10 protein-coding genes and 8 tRNA genes are annotated in these 15,536 nt (G+C 39.1%); 4 read left to right on the forward strand and 14 right to left on the reverse strand.

Going from position 1 to position 15,536, the window contains the following annotated elements; genetic code table 11:
- Positions 1-315 precede the first annotated feature (315 nt).
- Positions 316-1,731 carry an alanine/glycine:cation symporter family protein gene (locus tag CXF76_RS01135; RefSeq protein ID WP_024591297.1) on the forward strand — a complete coding sequence of 472 codons (1,416 nt, stop codon included), beginning with the start codon at positions 316-318 and terminating at the stop codon, positions 1,729-1,731.
- Between the two features lie 924 nt (positions 1,732-2,655).
- On the opposite strand, the gene CXF76_RS01140 is transcribed toward CXF76_RS01135, so the two are convergent.
- The 12 genes from CXF76_RS01140 to CXF76_RS01195 form a co-directional block, all read right to left on the reverse strand.
- A tRNA-Leu gene (locus tag CXF76_RS01140) sits at positions 2,656-2,742 on the reverse strand.
- A gap of 38 nt (positions 2,743-2,780) precedes the next feature.
- Positions 2,781-2,854, reverse strand: a tRNA-Cys gene (locus CXF76_RS01145).
- A gap of 19 nt (positions 2,855-2,873) precedes the next feature.
- Positions 2,874-2,949 (reverse strand) — tRNA-Gly (locus CXF76_RS01150).
- Between the two features lie 49 nt (positions 2,950-2,998).
- A tRNA-Leu gene (locus CXF76_RS01155) sits at positions 2,999-3,085 on the reverse strand.
- Between the two features lie 39 nt (positions 3,086-3,124).
- Positions 3,125-3,200: transfer RNA gene (locus CXF76_RS01160), tRNA-Gly, on the reverse strand.
- A 64-nt stretch (positions 3,201-3,264) separates the two neighbouring features.
- Positions 3,265-3,351 (reverse strand) — tRNA-Leu (locus tag CXF76_RS01165).
- Positions 3,352-3,388: 37 nt separating this feature from the next.
- A tRNA-Cys gene (locus tag CXF76_RS01170) sits at positions 3,389-3,462 on the reverse strand.
- Positions 3,463-3,494: 32 nt separating this feature from the next.
- Positions 3,495-3,570: transfer RNA gene (locus tag CXF76_RS01175), tRNA-Gly, on the reverse strand.
- Between the two features lie 212 nt (positions 3,571-3,782).
- Positions 3,783-4,328, reverse strand: coding sequence for a CDP-diacylglycerol--glycerol-3-phosphate 3-phosphatidyltransferase (gene pgsA, locus CXF76_RS01180; RefSeq protein ID WP_032827134.1), 546 nt, complete (start codon positions 4,326-4,328; stop codon positions 3,783-3,785).
- Positions 4,329-4,369: 41 nt separating this feature from the next.
- Positions 4,370-6,193 carry an excinuclease ABC subunit UvrC gene (gene uvrC, locus CXF76_RS01185; RefSeq protein WP_021032122.1) on the reverse strand — a complete coding sequence of 608 codons (1,824 nt, stop codon included), beginning with the start codon at positions 6,191-6,193 and terminating at the stop codon, positions 4,370-4,372.
- 9 nt (positions 6,194-6,202) lie between these two features.
- Positions 6,203-6,853 (reverse strand): UvrY/SirA/GacA family response regulator transcription factor, encoded by a 651-nt coding sequence (uvrY, locus tag CXF76_RS01190; protein WP_002963136.1) that lies wholly within the window; start codon positions 6,851-6,853, stop codon positions 6,203-6,205.
- A gap of 108 nt (positions 6,854-6,961) precedes the next feature.
- The gene (locus CXF76_RS01195) at positions 6,962-8,113 is read right to left on the reverse strand and encodes a dicarboxylate/amino acid:cation symporter (RefSeq protein ID WP_007587010.1); all 1,152 of its coding nucleotides are present in this window, start codon (positions 8,111-8,113) and stop codon (positions 6,962-6,964) included.
- A 362-nt stretch (positions 8,114-8,475) separates the two neighbouring features.
- On the opposite strand from CXF76_RS01195, the gene cysK reads away from it, so the two are divergent.
- On the forward strand, positions 8,476-9,444 hold the full coding sequence (cysK, locus tag CXF76_RS01200) for a cysteine synthase A (protein WP_024608071.1): 969 nt from the start codon (positions 8,476-8,478) through the stop codon (positions 9,442-9,444).
- 141 nt (positions 9,445-9,585) lie between these two features.
- On the forward strand, positions 9,586-10,020 hold the full coding sequence (locus CXF76_RS01205) for a hypothetical protein (protein WP_007587009.1): 435 nt from the start codon (positions 9,586-9,588) through the stop codon (positions 10,018-10,020).
- 76 nt (positions 10,021-10,096) lie between these two features.
- Here CXF76_RS01205 and CXF76_RS01210 read toward each other — a convergent pair whose 3' ends face one another.
- On the reverse strand, positions 10,097-12,373 hold the full coding sequence (locus tag CXF76_RS01210; protein WP_024591299.1) for an acyl-CoA dehydrogenase: 2,277 nt from the start codon (positions 12,371-12,373) through the stop codon (positions 10,097-10,099).
- 167 nt (positions 12,374-12,540) lie between these two features.
- Here CXF76_RS01210 and CXF76_RS01215 point away from each other — a divergent pair, with 167 nt between their 5' ends.
- Complete coding sequence (locus CXF76_RS01215; protein ID WP_101162849.1) at positions 12,541-14,388, forward strand: M2 family metallopeptidase; 1,848 nt, start codon at positions 12,541-12,543, stop codon at positions 14,386-14,388.
- A 66-nt stretch (positions 14,389-14,454) separates the two neighbouring features.
- Here the strand turns inward: CXF76_RS01215 and CXF76_RS01220 are convergent, their stop codons facing one another.
- Positions 14,455-15,258: a putative porin gene (locus CXF76_RS01220; protein WP_101162850.1), complete on the reverse strand. Its 804-nt coding sequence runs from the start codon at positions 15,256-15,258 to the stop codon at positions 14,455-14,457.
- Positions 15,259-15,536 lie beyond the last annotated feature (278 nt).

The raw sequence follows: 15,536 nt of genomic DNA on the forward strand, positions 1-15,536 counted from the left end.
TACTTAGTTTTAAACTTTCTTTCGACAATTTAAAACCGAAGTTTTATTTAACTCTCTGAGTATTTCGTGCCTCGCTATGCTTCAGCGTTTCCCGTCTCAGTGGGGTCGCATTATAGGGAGCGGCGGATTTTACGCAAGCGTTATTTTCATTAAATAGTAATTAAAATTAAGCCCCAAGCAAGCACACACGATAAGCACAAGTTACCCACAAAACCCTGTTGATAACTCTGTTTTTGAACTTTAAAACTAAACACTTTTATCCTGATGTGATAAGTTGCGGTCACTTTTTTTAACTCATGTATTTAGGCAGTATCCATGACAGACATAATAAACAGTATAAGTGCCCTTCTATGGGGCCAAGTTCTCGTCTACTTATTAATAGCAGCAGGCCTCTTTTTTACTTTTCGACTAGGCTTTATTCAGTTTGTGCAATTTCCACATATGTTCAAAGTTATGTTTGGCTCTCGTAAATGTGCCGATAACGAAATTTCATCCTTTCAGGCTTTTTGTACTTCGTTAGCTGCACGCGTTGGTACAGGTAATATGGCTGGTGTTGCTGTTGCCTTATACCTAGGTGGGCCAGGTGCTATTTTTTGGATGTGGCTTATTGCATTAATAGGTATGGCTACAAGCTTTGCTGAAAGTACTTTGGCTCAGGCTTATAAAACAAAAGATGCTGAAGGCAATTTTAGAGGTGGCCCTGCTTATTATATGCAAAACGGTTTAGGTAAACGCTGGATGGGGACTTTATTCTCGTTATGCTTAATTTTAGCCTTTGGTTTGGTATTTAACGCCGTACAGTCAAACTCTATTGCTGCAGCATTTGAAGTAGCGTTTGATGTACCTAAGTATATAGTAGGCATTTGCTTGGTTATTGGCTCTGGTATTATTATTTTTGGTGGTTTGAAAACGATTTCTCGTTTTGCTGAAATGGTTGTCCCATTTATGGCATTAGCTTACTTGTTAGTGGCTCTTTATGTATGCGCTATTAACTTTACTGCATTACCTGATGTAATTGTACTTATAATAAAAAGTGCTTTTGGTATTGAACAAGCTGGTGCAGGTGCAATTGGTTATGGTGTTACACAAGCTATGATCCAAGGTATAAAGCGTGGCTTATTCTCAAACGAAGCTGGTATGGGTAGTGCAGCTAATGCTGCAGCCACTGCGACACCTTACCCTCCTCATCCAGCATCACAAGGTTATGTGCAAATGCTAGGTGTATTTATTGATACTATTGTTATTTGTACAGCGACTGCTTCTCTTATTTTACTATCGCAGCAATTAGTACCTGAATCTGGTGTTATGGGGATTGAACTTACACAAGCAGCATTACAAGAACATGTCGGCGACTGGGGTACTTACTTTATTGCCATTGCTATATTGTTTTTTGCTTTTACTTCTATTGTGGCTAATTACTCTTACGCTGAAACAAATTTAATGTTTTTAGAGCACAACTCTAATAAAGGTATGTTTATCTTTAGACTTGTTGTTTTAGGTATGGTGATGTTTGGTGCTGTTGGTGAGCTTGGTTTAATTTGGACGCTGGCAGATATATCAATGGGTTTAATGGCCATTGTAAACGTTATAGCGCTATTTATGCTTTCAGGTGTTGTTGTATGGCTCTCTAAAGATTACAACGAACAACGCAAAAAGGGCTTAATACCCACCTTTGACAAAAGTAAGCATCCTAAACTTGCTAAAGAGGTCGATCCCGAGGCCTGGAAATAAACAATAAACAGCGAGCTACGGCTCGCTTTTTTAGTTCTAAAAATAAAAAGTCCTGGCACATAGCACTCGATCATTTATTAGTAAAAGCTGTTACGGACGATAAGAACTGTATAGACATTATCTGATTATCAGCCTAGATAAGACAACCTACAAAAACAGATGTTTAATGCCCATAGCTCTGCATTATGTATAAGCACTTTATTGTTTACCTATTTGAAGTTCTCACCATAACTCTAGACTTACTCTTACCCGCGATTTTTAACTTCCAATGAGCATGTGTTACCAACCAATTCGACAACTATACCAACCTGCATAAATCTCTGAGCAATTTAACGAATTAAATTGCACTATAACGTCGTTAAAAATTTTTATTTAGAACACTAGATACAAAAATTTTTGCCTAAATCTAGCGTAATTTCCTTAACCTTAAATAGACCCCATATATAAGCAGATTGGTATTACTTTATGCTACCAGCACATAGGTGTTTGAACTTTGCTTTCAAGGTTATTTGCTCTCGAGGTGTAGATTGCTTTACTGTTTTGAATTTTTTAAAGCTAATGGCCTACTTTACTGGTTGGTATCATAAGTCTATGACGCTTAGTTCAGTTCAAAGTGTATTCATTAGCATTAAGTACTGTGTGTCGCTAAGGATTGCATGGCTGGTTTATTTGAGGCGCTATAGGATTGGGTTTGGAAATATTACATTATGCTTACTCATATATATCTTTAATACGATAGATATACAAACTCTTAATGAACTATCACACAACGCTATTATTGGGTAGACCATGCATAAAATAGTGCATATCAAGATAATATAAATCATAGAAAACATAAAAATGATAAATCAGGATTTTTACTGGATATTTTATAGATATTAGAAGATTTATTAGATTTTTTAAGCAGAGCGCTTAATAAAGAGATGGTGCCCGAGGCCGGACTTGAACCGGCACGACTTGTTAGTCGAGGGATTTTAAATCCCTTGTGTCTACCAATTCCACCACTCGGGCATCGAGTTTGCTAATTAAAGCGTGTGGAGTAAATTATATGGAGGCGGAACCCGGAGTCGAACCGAGGTAAACGGATTTGCAATCCGGTGCATGGCCACTCTGCCATTCCGCCTAAATGTATCCAAATAATTTGGAGCGGTACACGAGGCTCGAACTCGTGACCTCGACCTTGGCAAGGTCGCGCTCTACCAACTGAGCTAGTACCGCAAAATACTGTTTTATCAACTTCAAATCATCTTGGTAAAATAATTTAAAGTGGTGCCCGAGGCCGGACTTGAACCGGCACGACTTGTTAGTCGAGGGATTTTAAATCCCTTGTGTCTACCAATTCCACCACTCGGGCATCGAGTTTGCTATTAAAAGCAAGTGGATAAAACTAATATGGAGCGGTACACGAGGCTCGAACTCGTGACCTCGACCTTGGCAAGGTCGCGCTCTACCAACTGAGCTAGTACCGCATCATATTAATTCTAAATTAACCATTTTACAAATTACACTTGGTAATGTAATTAAACCACAAAGTGGTGCCCGAGGCCGGACTTGAACCGGCACGACTTGTTAGTCGAGGGATTTTAAATCCCTTGTGTCTACCAATTCCACCACTCGGGCATCGAGTTTGCTAATTAAAGCGTGTGGAGTGTTGAAATGGAGGCGGAACCCGGAGTCGAACCGAGGTAAACGGATTTGCAATCCGGTGCATGGCCACTCTGCCATTCCGCCCCAATAATGGAGTAATAACCTTGAGATAAACTTGGAGCGGTACACGAGGCTCGAACTCGTGACCTCGACCTTGGCAAGGTCGCGCTCTACCAACTGAGCTAGTACCGCATTTTATTTATCAGTTATTTGAATTAGCACATGATGATTTATGTGAACATTCAGGTAACTGATTAATTACCGTTTTGTTTATCTCGGGGGCTATGCCCTCTCAACACGGACGCATTCTACAGAGATTATTAAACGCGTCAATACAAAAAATGCTAGTTTTGAACTGTTTGCTTGTTTTTTATCTAAAACGGTGCGTTATTATACATTTAGAGTTAATTTTTAGTCAATTCGCCCCATGCTGCACGTAAATATTGCATCATAGAACTCAAGGTTAAAAAGGTCGCAATGTACAGTAGTCCAAAACTTAAATAGTTCATCCACGTATCATATTGCCAAATCAAACCGATAATGGCTAACATTTGTGCAGCCGTCTTTATTTTACCCATATTTGATACAGCTACATTACCACGCTTACCCTGCTCTGCCATCCATTCACGAAGTGCAGATATAATAATTTCACGGCTTATTATAATAAGAGCAGGTATTGTCATATACATTGACTGGTACTGATCAGATAACGCTACAAGTGCAGCACATACCATTACTTTGTCAGCAACAGGATCTAAAAAAGCACCAAAAGGAGTTGATTGCTCAAGCTTTCTTGCCAAATAACCGTCTAATATATCGGTGATCGATGCAAGCCAAAAAATAAAGGCGGCAGCAAAAAAAGCCCAGCTATAAGGCAAATAAAATATCACCAAAAAAACGGGGATAAGAAAAAGTCTAAATGTTGTGAGTGTGTTTGGAATATTCCACATAACTACTTGGATATGTCTTTTTGCTATATTCGCATGTAGGGCTAGCCCTTGTCATGCAAATGGTTAAATATCTTCTCAGCCATGTCAGGGCTGATCCCAGGAACTTTCTTTAACTGTTCTATATTAGCAGCTTTTACACCCTGCATGCCCCCTAAATATTTTAATAATGTTTGGCGACGCTTAGAACCTACTCCATTTATTTCTTCTAGTAGTGATTGTGTACGTTGTTTTTGTCGTTTATTACGATGCCCTGCAATAGCAAAACGGTGAGACTCATCACGTATATGCTGAATCAAATGAAGCGCAGGCGCATCTGAATCCATCGGAATGGTTTTGCGTCCACCGTCAATCAATAGTGTTTCAAGACCGGGTTTACGACTCGTTCCTTTTGCAACACCGACTAATAAAGGCATTTTAGTGTGCGGCCAATTAGAGAAGTACTGTTCAGCGCGTCCTAACTGCCCCTTACCGCCATCAATAAAGATAACGTCTGGAATTTTGTCTTCGTCTACTAACTTGTTATAGCGTTTATTAAGTGCAAATTCCATTGCAGCATAATCATCGCCACCTGTAATACCTGTTACGTTGTAGCGCCTATATTCTTTTGTATTTGGGCCTTGTGAGTCAAATACAACACAACTTGCAACGGTGTTCTCCCCCATGGTGTGGCTTATATCAAAACACTCCATTCGGGTAATATCGTCAAGTCGCAGTGTTGCTTTTAATTGTGCATAACGTTTATTAATAGAGTCTTGGGTACTTTGTTTAACCGCAATACTGTTTAATGCATTTTTATTGGCCAGTTGTAAGTATTGCGCACGCTCACCACGAGTAACCACTTTAAGGATTACTTTGCGCTCACTTATTTGTGTAAGCGCTTCGCCGAGTGCCCCGCTCTCTTCTATTTCAAACGGTAATATGATTTCTTTTGCAATACGCCCTGTTGCTCCTGGCGCTAAATAGTACTGTCCTAAAAATGAAGTCAATATTTCTTGCTCACTCGAATCTTTAGGTACTTTTGGAAAATAGGTTTTACTACCCAGTACTTTATGATCGCGGATCATTAATAAATGAATGCCGTTTAACCCGTTTAAATGCGCAAAACCGACAACATCCATTTCTGCAAAGTTACCAGAAATAGACTGTTGCTCCTGCATTTTACGAAGTAGCATTATTTGGTCGCGAACTTTTGCCGCTAATTCAAAGTTTAATTGCAGGCTGGCTGCTTCCATTTTTTTTATTAAATCAGCAATAACTTCGTGAGATTTACCCGTTAAAAATTTACGAACATAGTCAACTTGCTCACTGTAATCATCATCAGTTACTTTATTTACACATGGAGCTGAGCAACGTTTAAGTTGATATTGCAGACACGGGCGACTTCTTGCGCGGTAATAAGCATCTTCACATTGACGAACAGGAAATATTTTTTGCATTAAGCGCAAGCTTTCAGATACCGCTCCTGCGCTTGGGAAAGGCCCAAAGTACTCACCTTTAATTTTACGACTGCCACGATGAAATGCTAAACGAGGGTGTTTATGGCTAGTTAGTAAAATATAGGGGTACGACTTATCGTCGCGTAATAATATGTTGTACCGAGGCTGATATTTTTTTATTAGATTATTTTCAAGCAGCAGCGCTTCGGTTTCAGTATTGGTGAGGGTGACTTCAATGTTACAAATATTACTCACTAAAACGCGTGTTTTGCTATCGGTAATGTTACTTCTAAAGTAACTGCTCACACGCTTTTTTAGATGCTTTGCTTTACCAACATAAATAACTTGGTTGTCACTATCAAGCATGCGGTATACGCCCGGCTCACTTGATAGCGTTTTGAGAAAATGTACGTGATCGAATTCAGACATAAATTATAGTTAGTACGAAACGTCTATATCAATCATTTTATGACGAATAGCTAAATGGGTAAGCTCAACATCACCACCTACATTTAACTTTTCAAACATACGGTAACGATAGCTATTTACTGTTTTAGAGCTTAGATTTAAGCGTTCAGCTATATTTTGTGCTTTTTCACCTTTGGTGATCATAAGCATAATTTGCAGTTCGCGCTCAGATAAACTCTGAAAAGGGTTTTCATCTGTGCGGCCTGTCACTTGTGCAAGCGCTATCTGCTGTGCAATTTCAGGTGCAATGTAACGCTGACCAGCATGAACACAACGAATGGCACGAACCATTTCGTCAGAGCCTGCACCTTTAGTTAAAAAGCCATGTGCACCAATTTGCATTACCTTGCTCGGAAACGGGTCTTCACAATTAACAGTAAGCACAATAATTTTTACATCTGGGCAGTAACGACAAATCTTTTTAGTCGCTTCTAATCCGCCCATGCCTGGCATATTCATATCCATTAATACTATGTTTGGCGCATGCTGACGACAAAACTGTACAGCCTCTTCGCCAGTTTTAGCTTCGCCAATTACTTTAAACCCTCGTACGTCATCAAGAATACGCTTGATTCCTGTTCGTACAAGTTCATGGTCATCAACTAAAAGTACATTAATCAATGGAACATCCTCACTTACCTAACAACATGCAATTTAATTAAATTAATTTGCCACAGTAACATACATAAAGCGAAACAATAATTAATATTATTGCCTCGCTCTAATAGTTTAAGATGACGATTTTTCGCTAAATCTGTCAACCCATAACGCAATGATACCATCACCCGTTACATTACACGCAGTACCAAAGCTATCTTGTGCTAAATAAAGTGCAATCATTAATGCAACAGCACCTTCATTAAACCCAAGCATACTTGTTAATAAACCAAGCGCCGACATGACTGCACCACCTGGAGCACCCGGTGCTGCGATCATTACTACACCTAACATCATAATAAACGGTAGCATACCCATTAATGAAGGAACTTCCATGCTTGGCGATAAAAACATAACAGCCATTGCACAGGTTACTATAGTGATAGTTGAGCCAGATAAGTGAATAGTCGCGCAAAGTGGCACTGTAAAGTTAGCTACATCTTCTTTAACGTTATTTGCTTTACTTGATTGAAGCGATACTGGAATCGTTGCTGCACTTGACATAGTACCTAACGCTGTAAAGTAAGCTGGTAGCATATTTTTAACTAATTCGATTGGATTACGTTTTAACAATATACCTGTCGCTATATATAAAACGCTTAACCATAACCAATGCATAACAAGCGCTGCAATTAGTACTACACCAAATGTTTGCAACGTATCTACCACAGTGCCTGCCACCGTCATTTCGGCAAATACGCCAGCAATGTAAAATGGTAAAGCTGGAATAATTACTTTCGATAATAACCCGTCCACTACATCACGACCCTGATCAGACACCTTTTTAAGCGTATCAAGTTCTAGTTGGCTCATGCCTATACCAAATACAAAAGCAGTCACTAATGCGGTCATTACACCCATCAGAGGTGGAATTTCTAAATCAATAAAACTACCTATTTCAGTAGCAACTTCTGCTTCAAATGTAATGCCACCACTTAAAAAAGGTATAACAGCACTTACTAATAAAAATGCAAGCGTACCTGCAATAATGGTAGAGCTGTAAGCAAACCCTACTGTTTTACCAAGTAAGTGACCAGACCCTTTTGGTAGGCCAGCAATACCCGATGCAATAAAAAATAAAATGATAAGAGGGATGGTAAAGGAGATAATTTGACCAATCAGCTCTTTTACTGTAAATAAAAGTTCAACACCAGTTATAGGTACATATAGTCCGACTAAGATACCGGCCACAATACCGGCAATTAATTTTAAGATTAACTTCATTGTGATTGCTTAATTGAATTTAGATACGTGTTTTTATCATGTTTTAGACGCATTGTGTGATAAAACTATTCAAGTTACATTCATGTGCGCAAATAACGAACAAATACAGCTTAATCTAGAGCTCTTTTGAACATTTTTTGACTAAACGAGTTTTTACTCTTTAAATCTCAAATTAAGCCCGCACCTACAATAACTAAAGCACCGTTAATAATTGATTTTTATTTCGACTGGTTATAAGCCCAATAAATATATGTTATAGCCAAACTTTACTTTAGTTTTTTTAAACTCACAGTAAAGTGTGTATGTATAGTTAGTAGCAAAGGCTATTAGCACGTTGATCAGATTGTATCCAAAGGAACATTATGTCTACTATTTTTGAAGATAACTCACTAACTATTGGTAATACGCCGCTAGTAAAACTTAACCGTGTTACGGGTGGGAATGTATACGCTAAAGTTGAATCTCGTAATCCAAGCTTTAGTATCAAATGCCGTATTGGTGCATCAATGATTTGGGAAGCTGAAAAGTCAGGTCAGCTTGTTGAAGGTAAAGAACTTATAGAGCCAACATCAGGTAACACTGGTATTGCACTTGCATTTGTTGCAGCTGCACGTGGTTACAAGTTAACGCTTACTATGCCAAACACCATGAGCCTAGAACGTCGCAAGCTATTAAAAGCATTAGGTGCAAATCTAGTACTTACCGACGGTGCTAAAGGTATGAATGGCGCAATTGAAAAAGCAAAAGAAATTCAAGCAACAGCACCTGATAAGTATATTTTATTACAACAATTCGAAAACCCTGCAAATCCTAAAATTCACTTTGAAACAACAGGCCCAGAAATTTACGATGCACTTGACGGCAAAGTAGACTTTTTTGTAGCAGGTGTAGGTACTGGTGGTACTATTACAGGTGTTAGCCGCTACCTTAAAACAGAAAAAGGTTTAAACGTTAAGTCTATTGCTGTTGAGCCAACTAACTCTCCTGTTATTAGCCAAACGCTTGCCGGTGAAGAAATTAAACCTGGCCCTCATAAAATCCAAGGTATTGGTGCAGGCTTTATCCCTGGCAACTTAGATATGGACTTAATTGATGGTGCCGAGCTTGTATCTAACGAAGACGCAATTGCAATGGCGCATCAGTTAATGAAAAAAGAAGGTATTTTAGTCGGTATTTCGTCAGGTGCTGCGGTTGTTGCAGCTAAGCGAATTGCTGAAAAACCTGAAAACGCAGATAAAAATATTGTTGTTATCCTACCTAGTGCAACTGAGCGTTACTTATCAAGCCCAATGTTTGATGAAGAATTTAGTGAGCAAGAGCTAGTACAATAAGTAATTTTAAGATTTTTAAAAGGATGCTTTAGGCATCCTTTTTTATTATTTATTATCCAATTTTCTATTTATTGCCCCCCATACCTTTACATCTTCCTAGATAAACCACACACTTTAAAAAACTAATTAATAATAACTAATATGAAAAAAATCACGAGTTTATTAAGTTTGGTTATCTGTTTATTTTTATCAGCCTGTGGAGACGATACCAAAACACTTGGCGACACTCCTGGCGATACAGCAACCGCTTATTTTGATGCGCTTTATAACCAGCAAGACCTTCAAAAAGCCAGCACCATGGCAACACCCAATCTTACGCGCATAATGAAATCCTACGGCACTGCAAAACAGTTTTCCCGTAACTTAGTAAATATGCAATACGATGAAGTAACCATTGAAGTTGATATGACCAATATGAGCATCCGTGAACAATACGGTGATAACGCCAAAATAAACCTTATTTTTACCGGCTATTTAAATGGTGATAAAATTGACGAAATGCGCAGTGTAAAAATGCTTCGTAAAAAAGGCAAATGGTACATAGATAAAATAGTTGCCGACCCTTACGCTCGTTAAAATAAATGAATTAAACATAAAAAGGCCTTACATTTGTAAGGCCTTTTTCGCTTTAGTTAGTATTTAAAATACTGCGCTACAGCTCCCCTGGTTGAAAATTATCAACTGCAATGGCTTTCTTTCGTAACTTATTAGCGTGATGCATTGCATCAGCATCCGTTTGCTCTAACAACTTATTTTCAAGCGCATAATTTATAGCACCTTCAATATCAAGCGTTGCAGGCACACTGCCCTTACGCTGCCATTGTTTTAGATCTTTAAACTGCGCTTGCATATCATGCATAGCTAAAAATGCGCTTTCCATGACCCCTGTACCTGCATTTTCATCTACATAACATAAATGCGTTAAGCGGTTTCTAAATACACCCGGTTGAGTCATACGCTCACAAATACTTTGTGCAATTTCATCACTTGGTCTGTGGTAATGATTTCCAAGCGGGAATACGATACGTTTAAGGGTAAAATTAACAACCGGATTTGAAAAGTTTTTAAAGAAGCCATTAAACGCTTGGCCAATTTCAAATAATGAGTTCTCAATAGCATATTTTACAAATGGTAAATCAGCTTGTTGGCGCCCTTCGTCTTCATAACGTTTTAAAACAGTTGATGCTAAGTACAAATGACTTAATACATCACCCAAACGTGCCGATATCATTTCTTTTCGTTTAAGCTCACCGCCAAGCATTAACATAGCCACGTCTGTGCAAATAGCTAAGCCTCGGCTCATTCTGCTCAGTTGCTTATAATAAACAGCCGTTTCACCACCTACAGGCGCTTTAGCAAAATAACTACGTGTTAAGCCATGCACAAATGCCATACCTGCATTACTTGCTGCAAATATTATATGGTTCATTAATAAACCATCAAATTGTTCAAGTGCTGCGTCGTCATCTTCCATTGCAGCGGCTTCCATTTCTTTTAAAACAAATGGATGACAGCGTGTTGCACCTTGGCCAAATATCATTAAGTTACGCGTTAAAATATTCGCGCCTTCAACCGTAATTGATACTGGAATACCCATATAGCCATGCGCCAAATAGTTATTAGGCCCTACTTGAATTCCTTTACCTGAATGAATATCCATTGCATCATTCATTACCGTACGACCCATTTCAGTCATATGGTATTTAGCAATCGCTGTTACAACCGACGGGCTTAATTTTAAATCAATCGCACCTGCGGTCATTAATCTGCATGACTCAAGTGTGTAAGTTAAACCACCAATACGCGCAAGTGCCTCTTGCACGCCTTCAAATTGCCCTATAGATACACCAAACTGCTGGCGTACCATGGCATATGCCGATGTCATTTTTGAAGCTAAATGTCCAGTTGCTGCACTCAATGCTGGTAGTGATATACCACGCCCTGCACTTAAACACTCAACAAGCATTCTCCAGCCACGCCCTGCACACTCTTGACCACCAATGATCCAGTCCAGTGGTATAAATACATCTTTACCGTAAGTGGTACCATTCATGAAGGCCATATTAAGCGGATAATGACGCTCACCCGTTTCGACACCCGGATGATCGGTTGGTATTAGAGCACATGTAATGCCTAGCTCTTTCTTATCACCTAATAAAGCATCAGGGTCATACATTTTAAATGCTAAGCCGAGTACAGTAGCCACGGGTGCAAGTGTAATGTAACGCTTTGACCAATTTAAACGCAGGCCCATTACTTTCTCGCCATTATGCTCACCCATACACACCACGCCTGAATCAGGAATACTGCCAGCATCAGAGCCCGCCTCAGGTCCCGTTAATGCAAAACAAGGAACATCTGTACCATTAGCTAAACTTGGCAGCCAACGATCTTGCTGCTCTTTAGTACCATAGTGAAGAAGTAACTCGCCCGGACCTAAGCTATTAGGCACCATAACAGTGACTGCGGCTGTTAAGCTTTTAGTCGAAATTTTTGATACTATCGTTGAATTAGCAATTGCCGAGAACTCACGACCGCCAAATTTTTCAGGAATGATCAGCGCAAAAAAACCTTCTGTTTTTAGGTAATCCCACACTTCTTTTGGTAAGTCTTTGTCTTTTTGTACAATTTGATAATCATCAAGCATCGCCAATAAGGTTTCTACTTGGTTAGCCATAAATGCGTTTTCTTTATCGCTAAGCTCTGGTTTAGGAAAGCGGTGCAGTTTTTGCCAGTCTGGGTTACCACTAAATAACTCACCATCCCACCAAACATCACCTGCTTCCATCGCCTCTCGCTCTGTTTGCGATAATGGCGGAAGCACCTTTTTGAACATTTTAAACGTAGGACGACTAATCAAGTTTAGGCGAATATCTTTAACCGCAAAAATAACCACCACCACGACCAGCAATATTATAAATATTAACATGCGCACATTCCTTACACATTGAATGAAAATAGTAACTTAATTATGACCCATCTTAATTTAAATACAATCATTGCACGACGAGTCGTGAGCCTTAACGCATTCATTTTATTGTTTTAAACATCACTGCTATTATCAACGTTTTAATAACAATAAATTAAAGGAATAGCATGACCCCCTTTCGATTTAAACTAAGTATGAGCGCCTTAATGGTAGCAAGTACTCTTGCTTTAACGGCCTGCGATGCGCAAGTAACTATAGACACTACCGATTCAGCACACACTAAAAAAGCTGTAACAGCTAAAGATGCAAAAACATTTATAACAAACACAGAAAAAGAACTAAGTGCACTTTATTTAGAATCGAGCCGTGCAGAGTGGATTTACGCAAACTTTATTACTCATGATACGTCGGCTCTATCGGCTGAAGTTAACCGTAAAATGACCGAAACAGTCGTGCGTTTAGCAAATGAAGCTGCAAAATACGACGAACTAGAGCTTGATTACGATGCTCGCCGTAAGCTTGATAAACTAAAACTAGCACTTACACTTCCTGCCCCACAAGACGCTGATAAAACAGCGCAACTTTCACAAATTGTCGCAAAGCTTGGCGGGCTATACGGTAAAGGTAAATACTGTAAAGAAGACGGCACCTGTTTAAGCCTTGGCGACATGACTTCAAAAATGGCCACCAGCCGAGATTACAACGAACTACTTGATTTATGGCAAGGCTGGCGTCAAATATCAAAACCAATGCGCTCACTTTACGAGCAACAAGTAGTACTGACCAACGAAGGTGCAAAGGAGCTTGGTTATGCCGATACGGGCGCTATGTGGCGCAGTAAATACGATATGCCTGCTGATGACTTCAGCACCGAGCTTGATCGTATTTGGGGCCAAGTTAAACCACTGTATAACTCGCTACACTGCCATGTTCGCGCAAAGTTAGGTGAAAAGTACGGCACCGATAAAGTACCTCAAGATCAGCCAATACCAGCGCACTTACTTGGTAATATGTGGGCGCAAGCATGGGGTAATATTTACGATGTAGTTGCACCAGAAAACGCCGATCCGGGTTACGACGTAACCGAGTTATTAGCTCAAAATAATTACGACGAACTTAAAATGGTAAAAGGGGCTGAAAACTTTTTCACCTCAATGGGTTTTGACGCACTACCAGAGACATTTTACGAGCGTTCACTGTTTGTAAAACCAAAAGACAGAGATGTGCAGTGTCATGCATCAGCATGGAATATCGATAGCAAAGACGATTTACGCATTAAAATGTGTATTCAGCGCACAGGCGAAGAGTTTTCAGTTATTCACCATGAATTAGGTCATAACTTTTATCAACGCGCATACAACAAGCAGCCTTTATTTTATCAAGAAAGTGCAAACGATGGTTTTCATGAAGCCATTGGAGACACCATTGCCTTATCGGTTACACCGGGTTACTTAAAAGAAATCGGCTTACTTGAACAAGTACCTGATGAATCTAAAGATATTGGTTTATTAATGAAAATGGCACTTGATAAAGTCGCCTTTGTGCCGTTTAGCTTAATGGTTGATCAGTGGCGCTGGCAGGTATTTTCAGGGGAAGTAGCACCAGAAAATTACAATAAAGCATGGTGGGAACTACGTGAAAAATACCAAGGAGTGCAAGCTCCTATCGCACGTAGCGAAAATGACTTTGATCCGGGTGCTAAGTACCACGTCCCGGGTAACACGCCTTATACTCGTTACTTTTTAGCGCATATTTTACAATTTGAGTTTCATCGCAGCTTATGTGAAATTGCCGGTAACGATAAGGCCATTCATCGCTGCTCTATTTATAACTCAAAAGAAGCAGGGGATAAGCTAAACGCTATGCTTGAAATGGGTTCGTCTCGCCCTTGGCAAGAGGCGCTTGAAACTGTAACAGGTAAGCCGCAAATGGATGCAACAGCAATGCTCGATTACTTTGCACCATTACAAACATATTTAGATAAACAAAACGAAGGCCGCAACTGCGGCTGGTAAATAGCGCTGAACAAAAAGCCCGCTCAAATGAGCGGGCTTTTTGTTCATATTCTAATTTTAGTTAAATTAGAACTGTAAGCTTACATTTGCAAAGTAAGCATCATAATCAGAATCATCCCAGTTATTGCCGTAACCTGCTTCTAAACCAACATTGTTATTGAAGAAGTGTTGAGCACCAAGAGTGTAGTCATCATTTTTATTAACTGTAACAAACACCGATGTTGCTTTGCTGAAATAGTAGTTAGATGCTAATTCCCAGTTACTTGAACCGCCATCAACATCTTCAAATTTACCTTCAACAGTCAAGTAGTTACCTTGCTGTAAATCAACAAAGTACTTAGCTGCTACTGCACGGTAATCAAACTCATCATCTGATGTTACTGTGAAGCCGATATAATCAGTGCTGTTTAACTGATGGTTATATGCTAAGTCAAACACAAACTGATTTTCAGCATCTTCTACATCAACAAACGTTGCTTTTAATACAAGGTTTGGATTAAAGAAGTAACCCGCTGAAAGTTCAATTACATCCGTGCTTGAGCCAAAATCACTATCGAAATTATTGTACTGTGCACCTAATACAAAATCTTCTACAAAATACTCACCGCCAACGCTAGTAACATCTCCAAAATCATTATCACTGTATGCACCATAAACATTTGTTTGCTTATTGATGTATTCAAATTGATCGTAAGGACCTAAAGTCGCTTTTGGAGAAAAATAATATGTTGAGTCAACACTTAATGTGTCATCACCATCTACGTCCACATATCCTACATGGCTGATTGATTGGTAAGTATCTGCGGCTATTGCAGTGGTTGCAGCACTTGATAATAAAATGCTCGAAATGATAACGGCTAATTTTTTCATTTTAAATTCCCTATAAATATTACTTTTTATGCCTCAGCTGTCTAGCCAAAGTCGGGGCGCATCCTAACGCTAAAAAAATGAACAAAAACTGAATAAAAGGTCAAATTAAAATCAATGTAATTGTAATAATTTATGCGCAAATGTAAATGCAAAGTATCCACTAAATCTACAAGACAATATCATGTCATCATTTAAATTTAAAAAGTAACAAATGCGGTACAAACTGTCGCTAAATTGAACACAACTTAATTATTCGATAAACCTCATCAATATAATTT

The organism is Pseudoalteromonas sp. 78C3, from assembly GCF_002836695.1.
Classification (GTDB): domain Bacteria; phylum Pseudomonadota; class Gammaproteobacteria; order Enterobacterales; family Alteromonadaceae; genus Pseudoalteromonas; species Pseudoalteromonas arctica.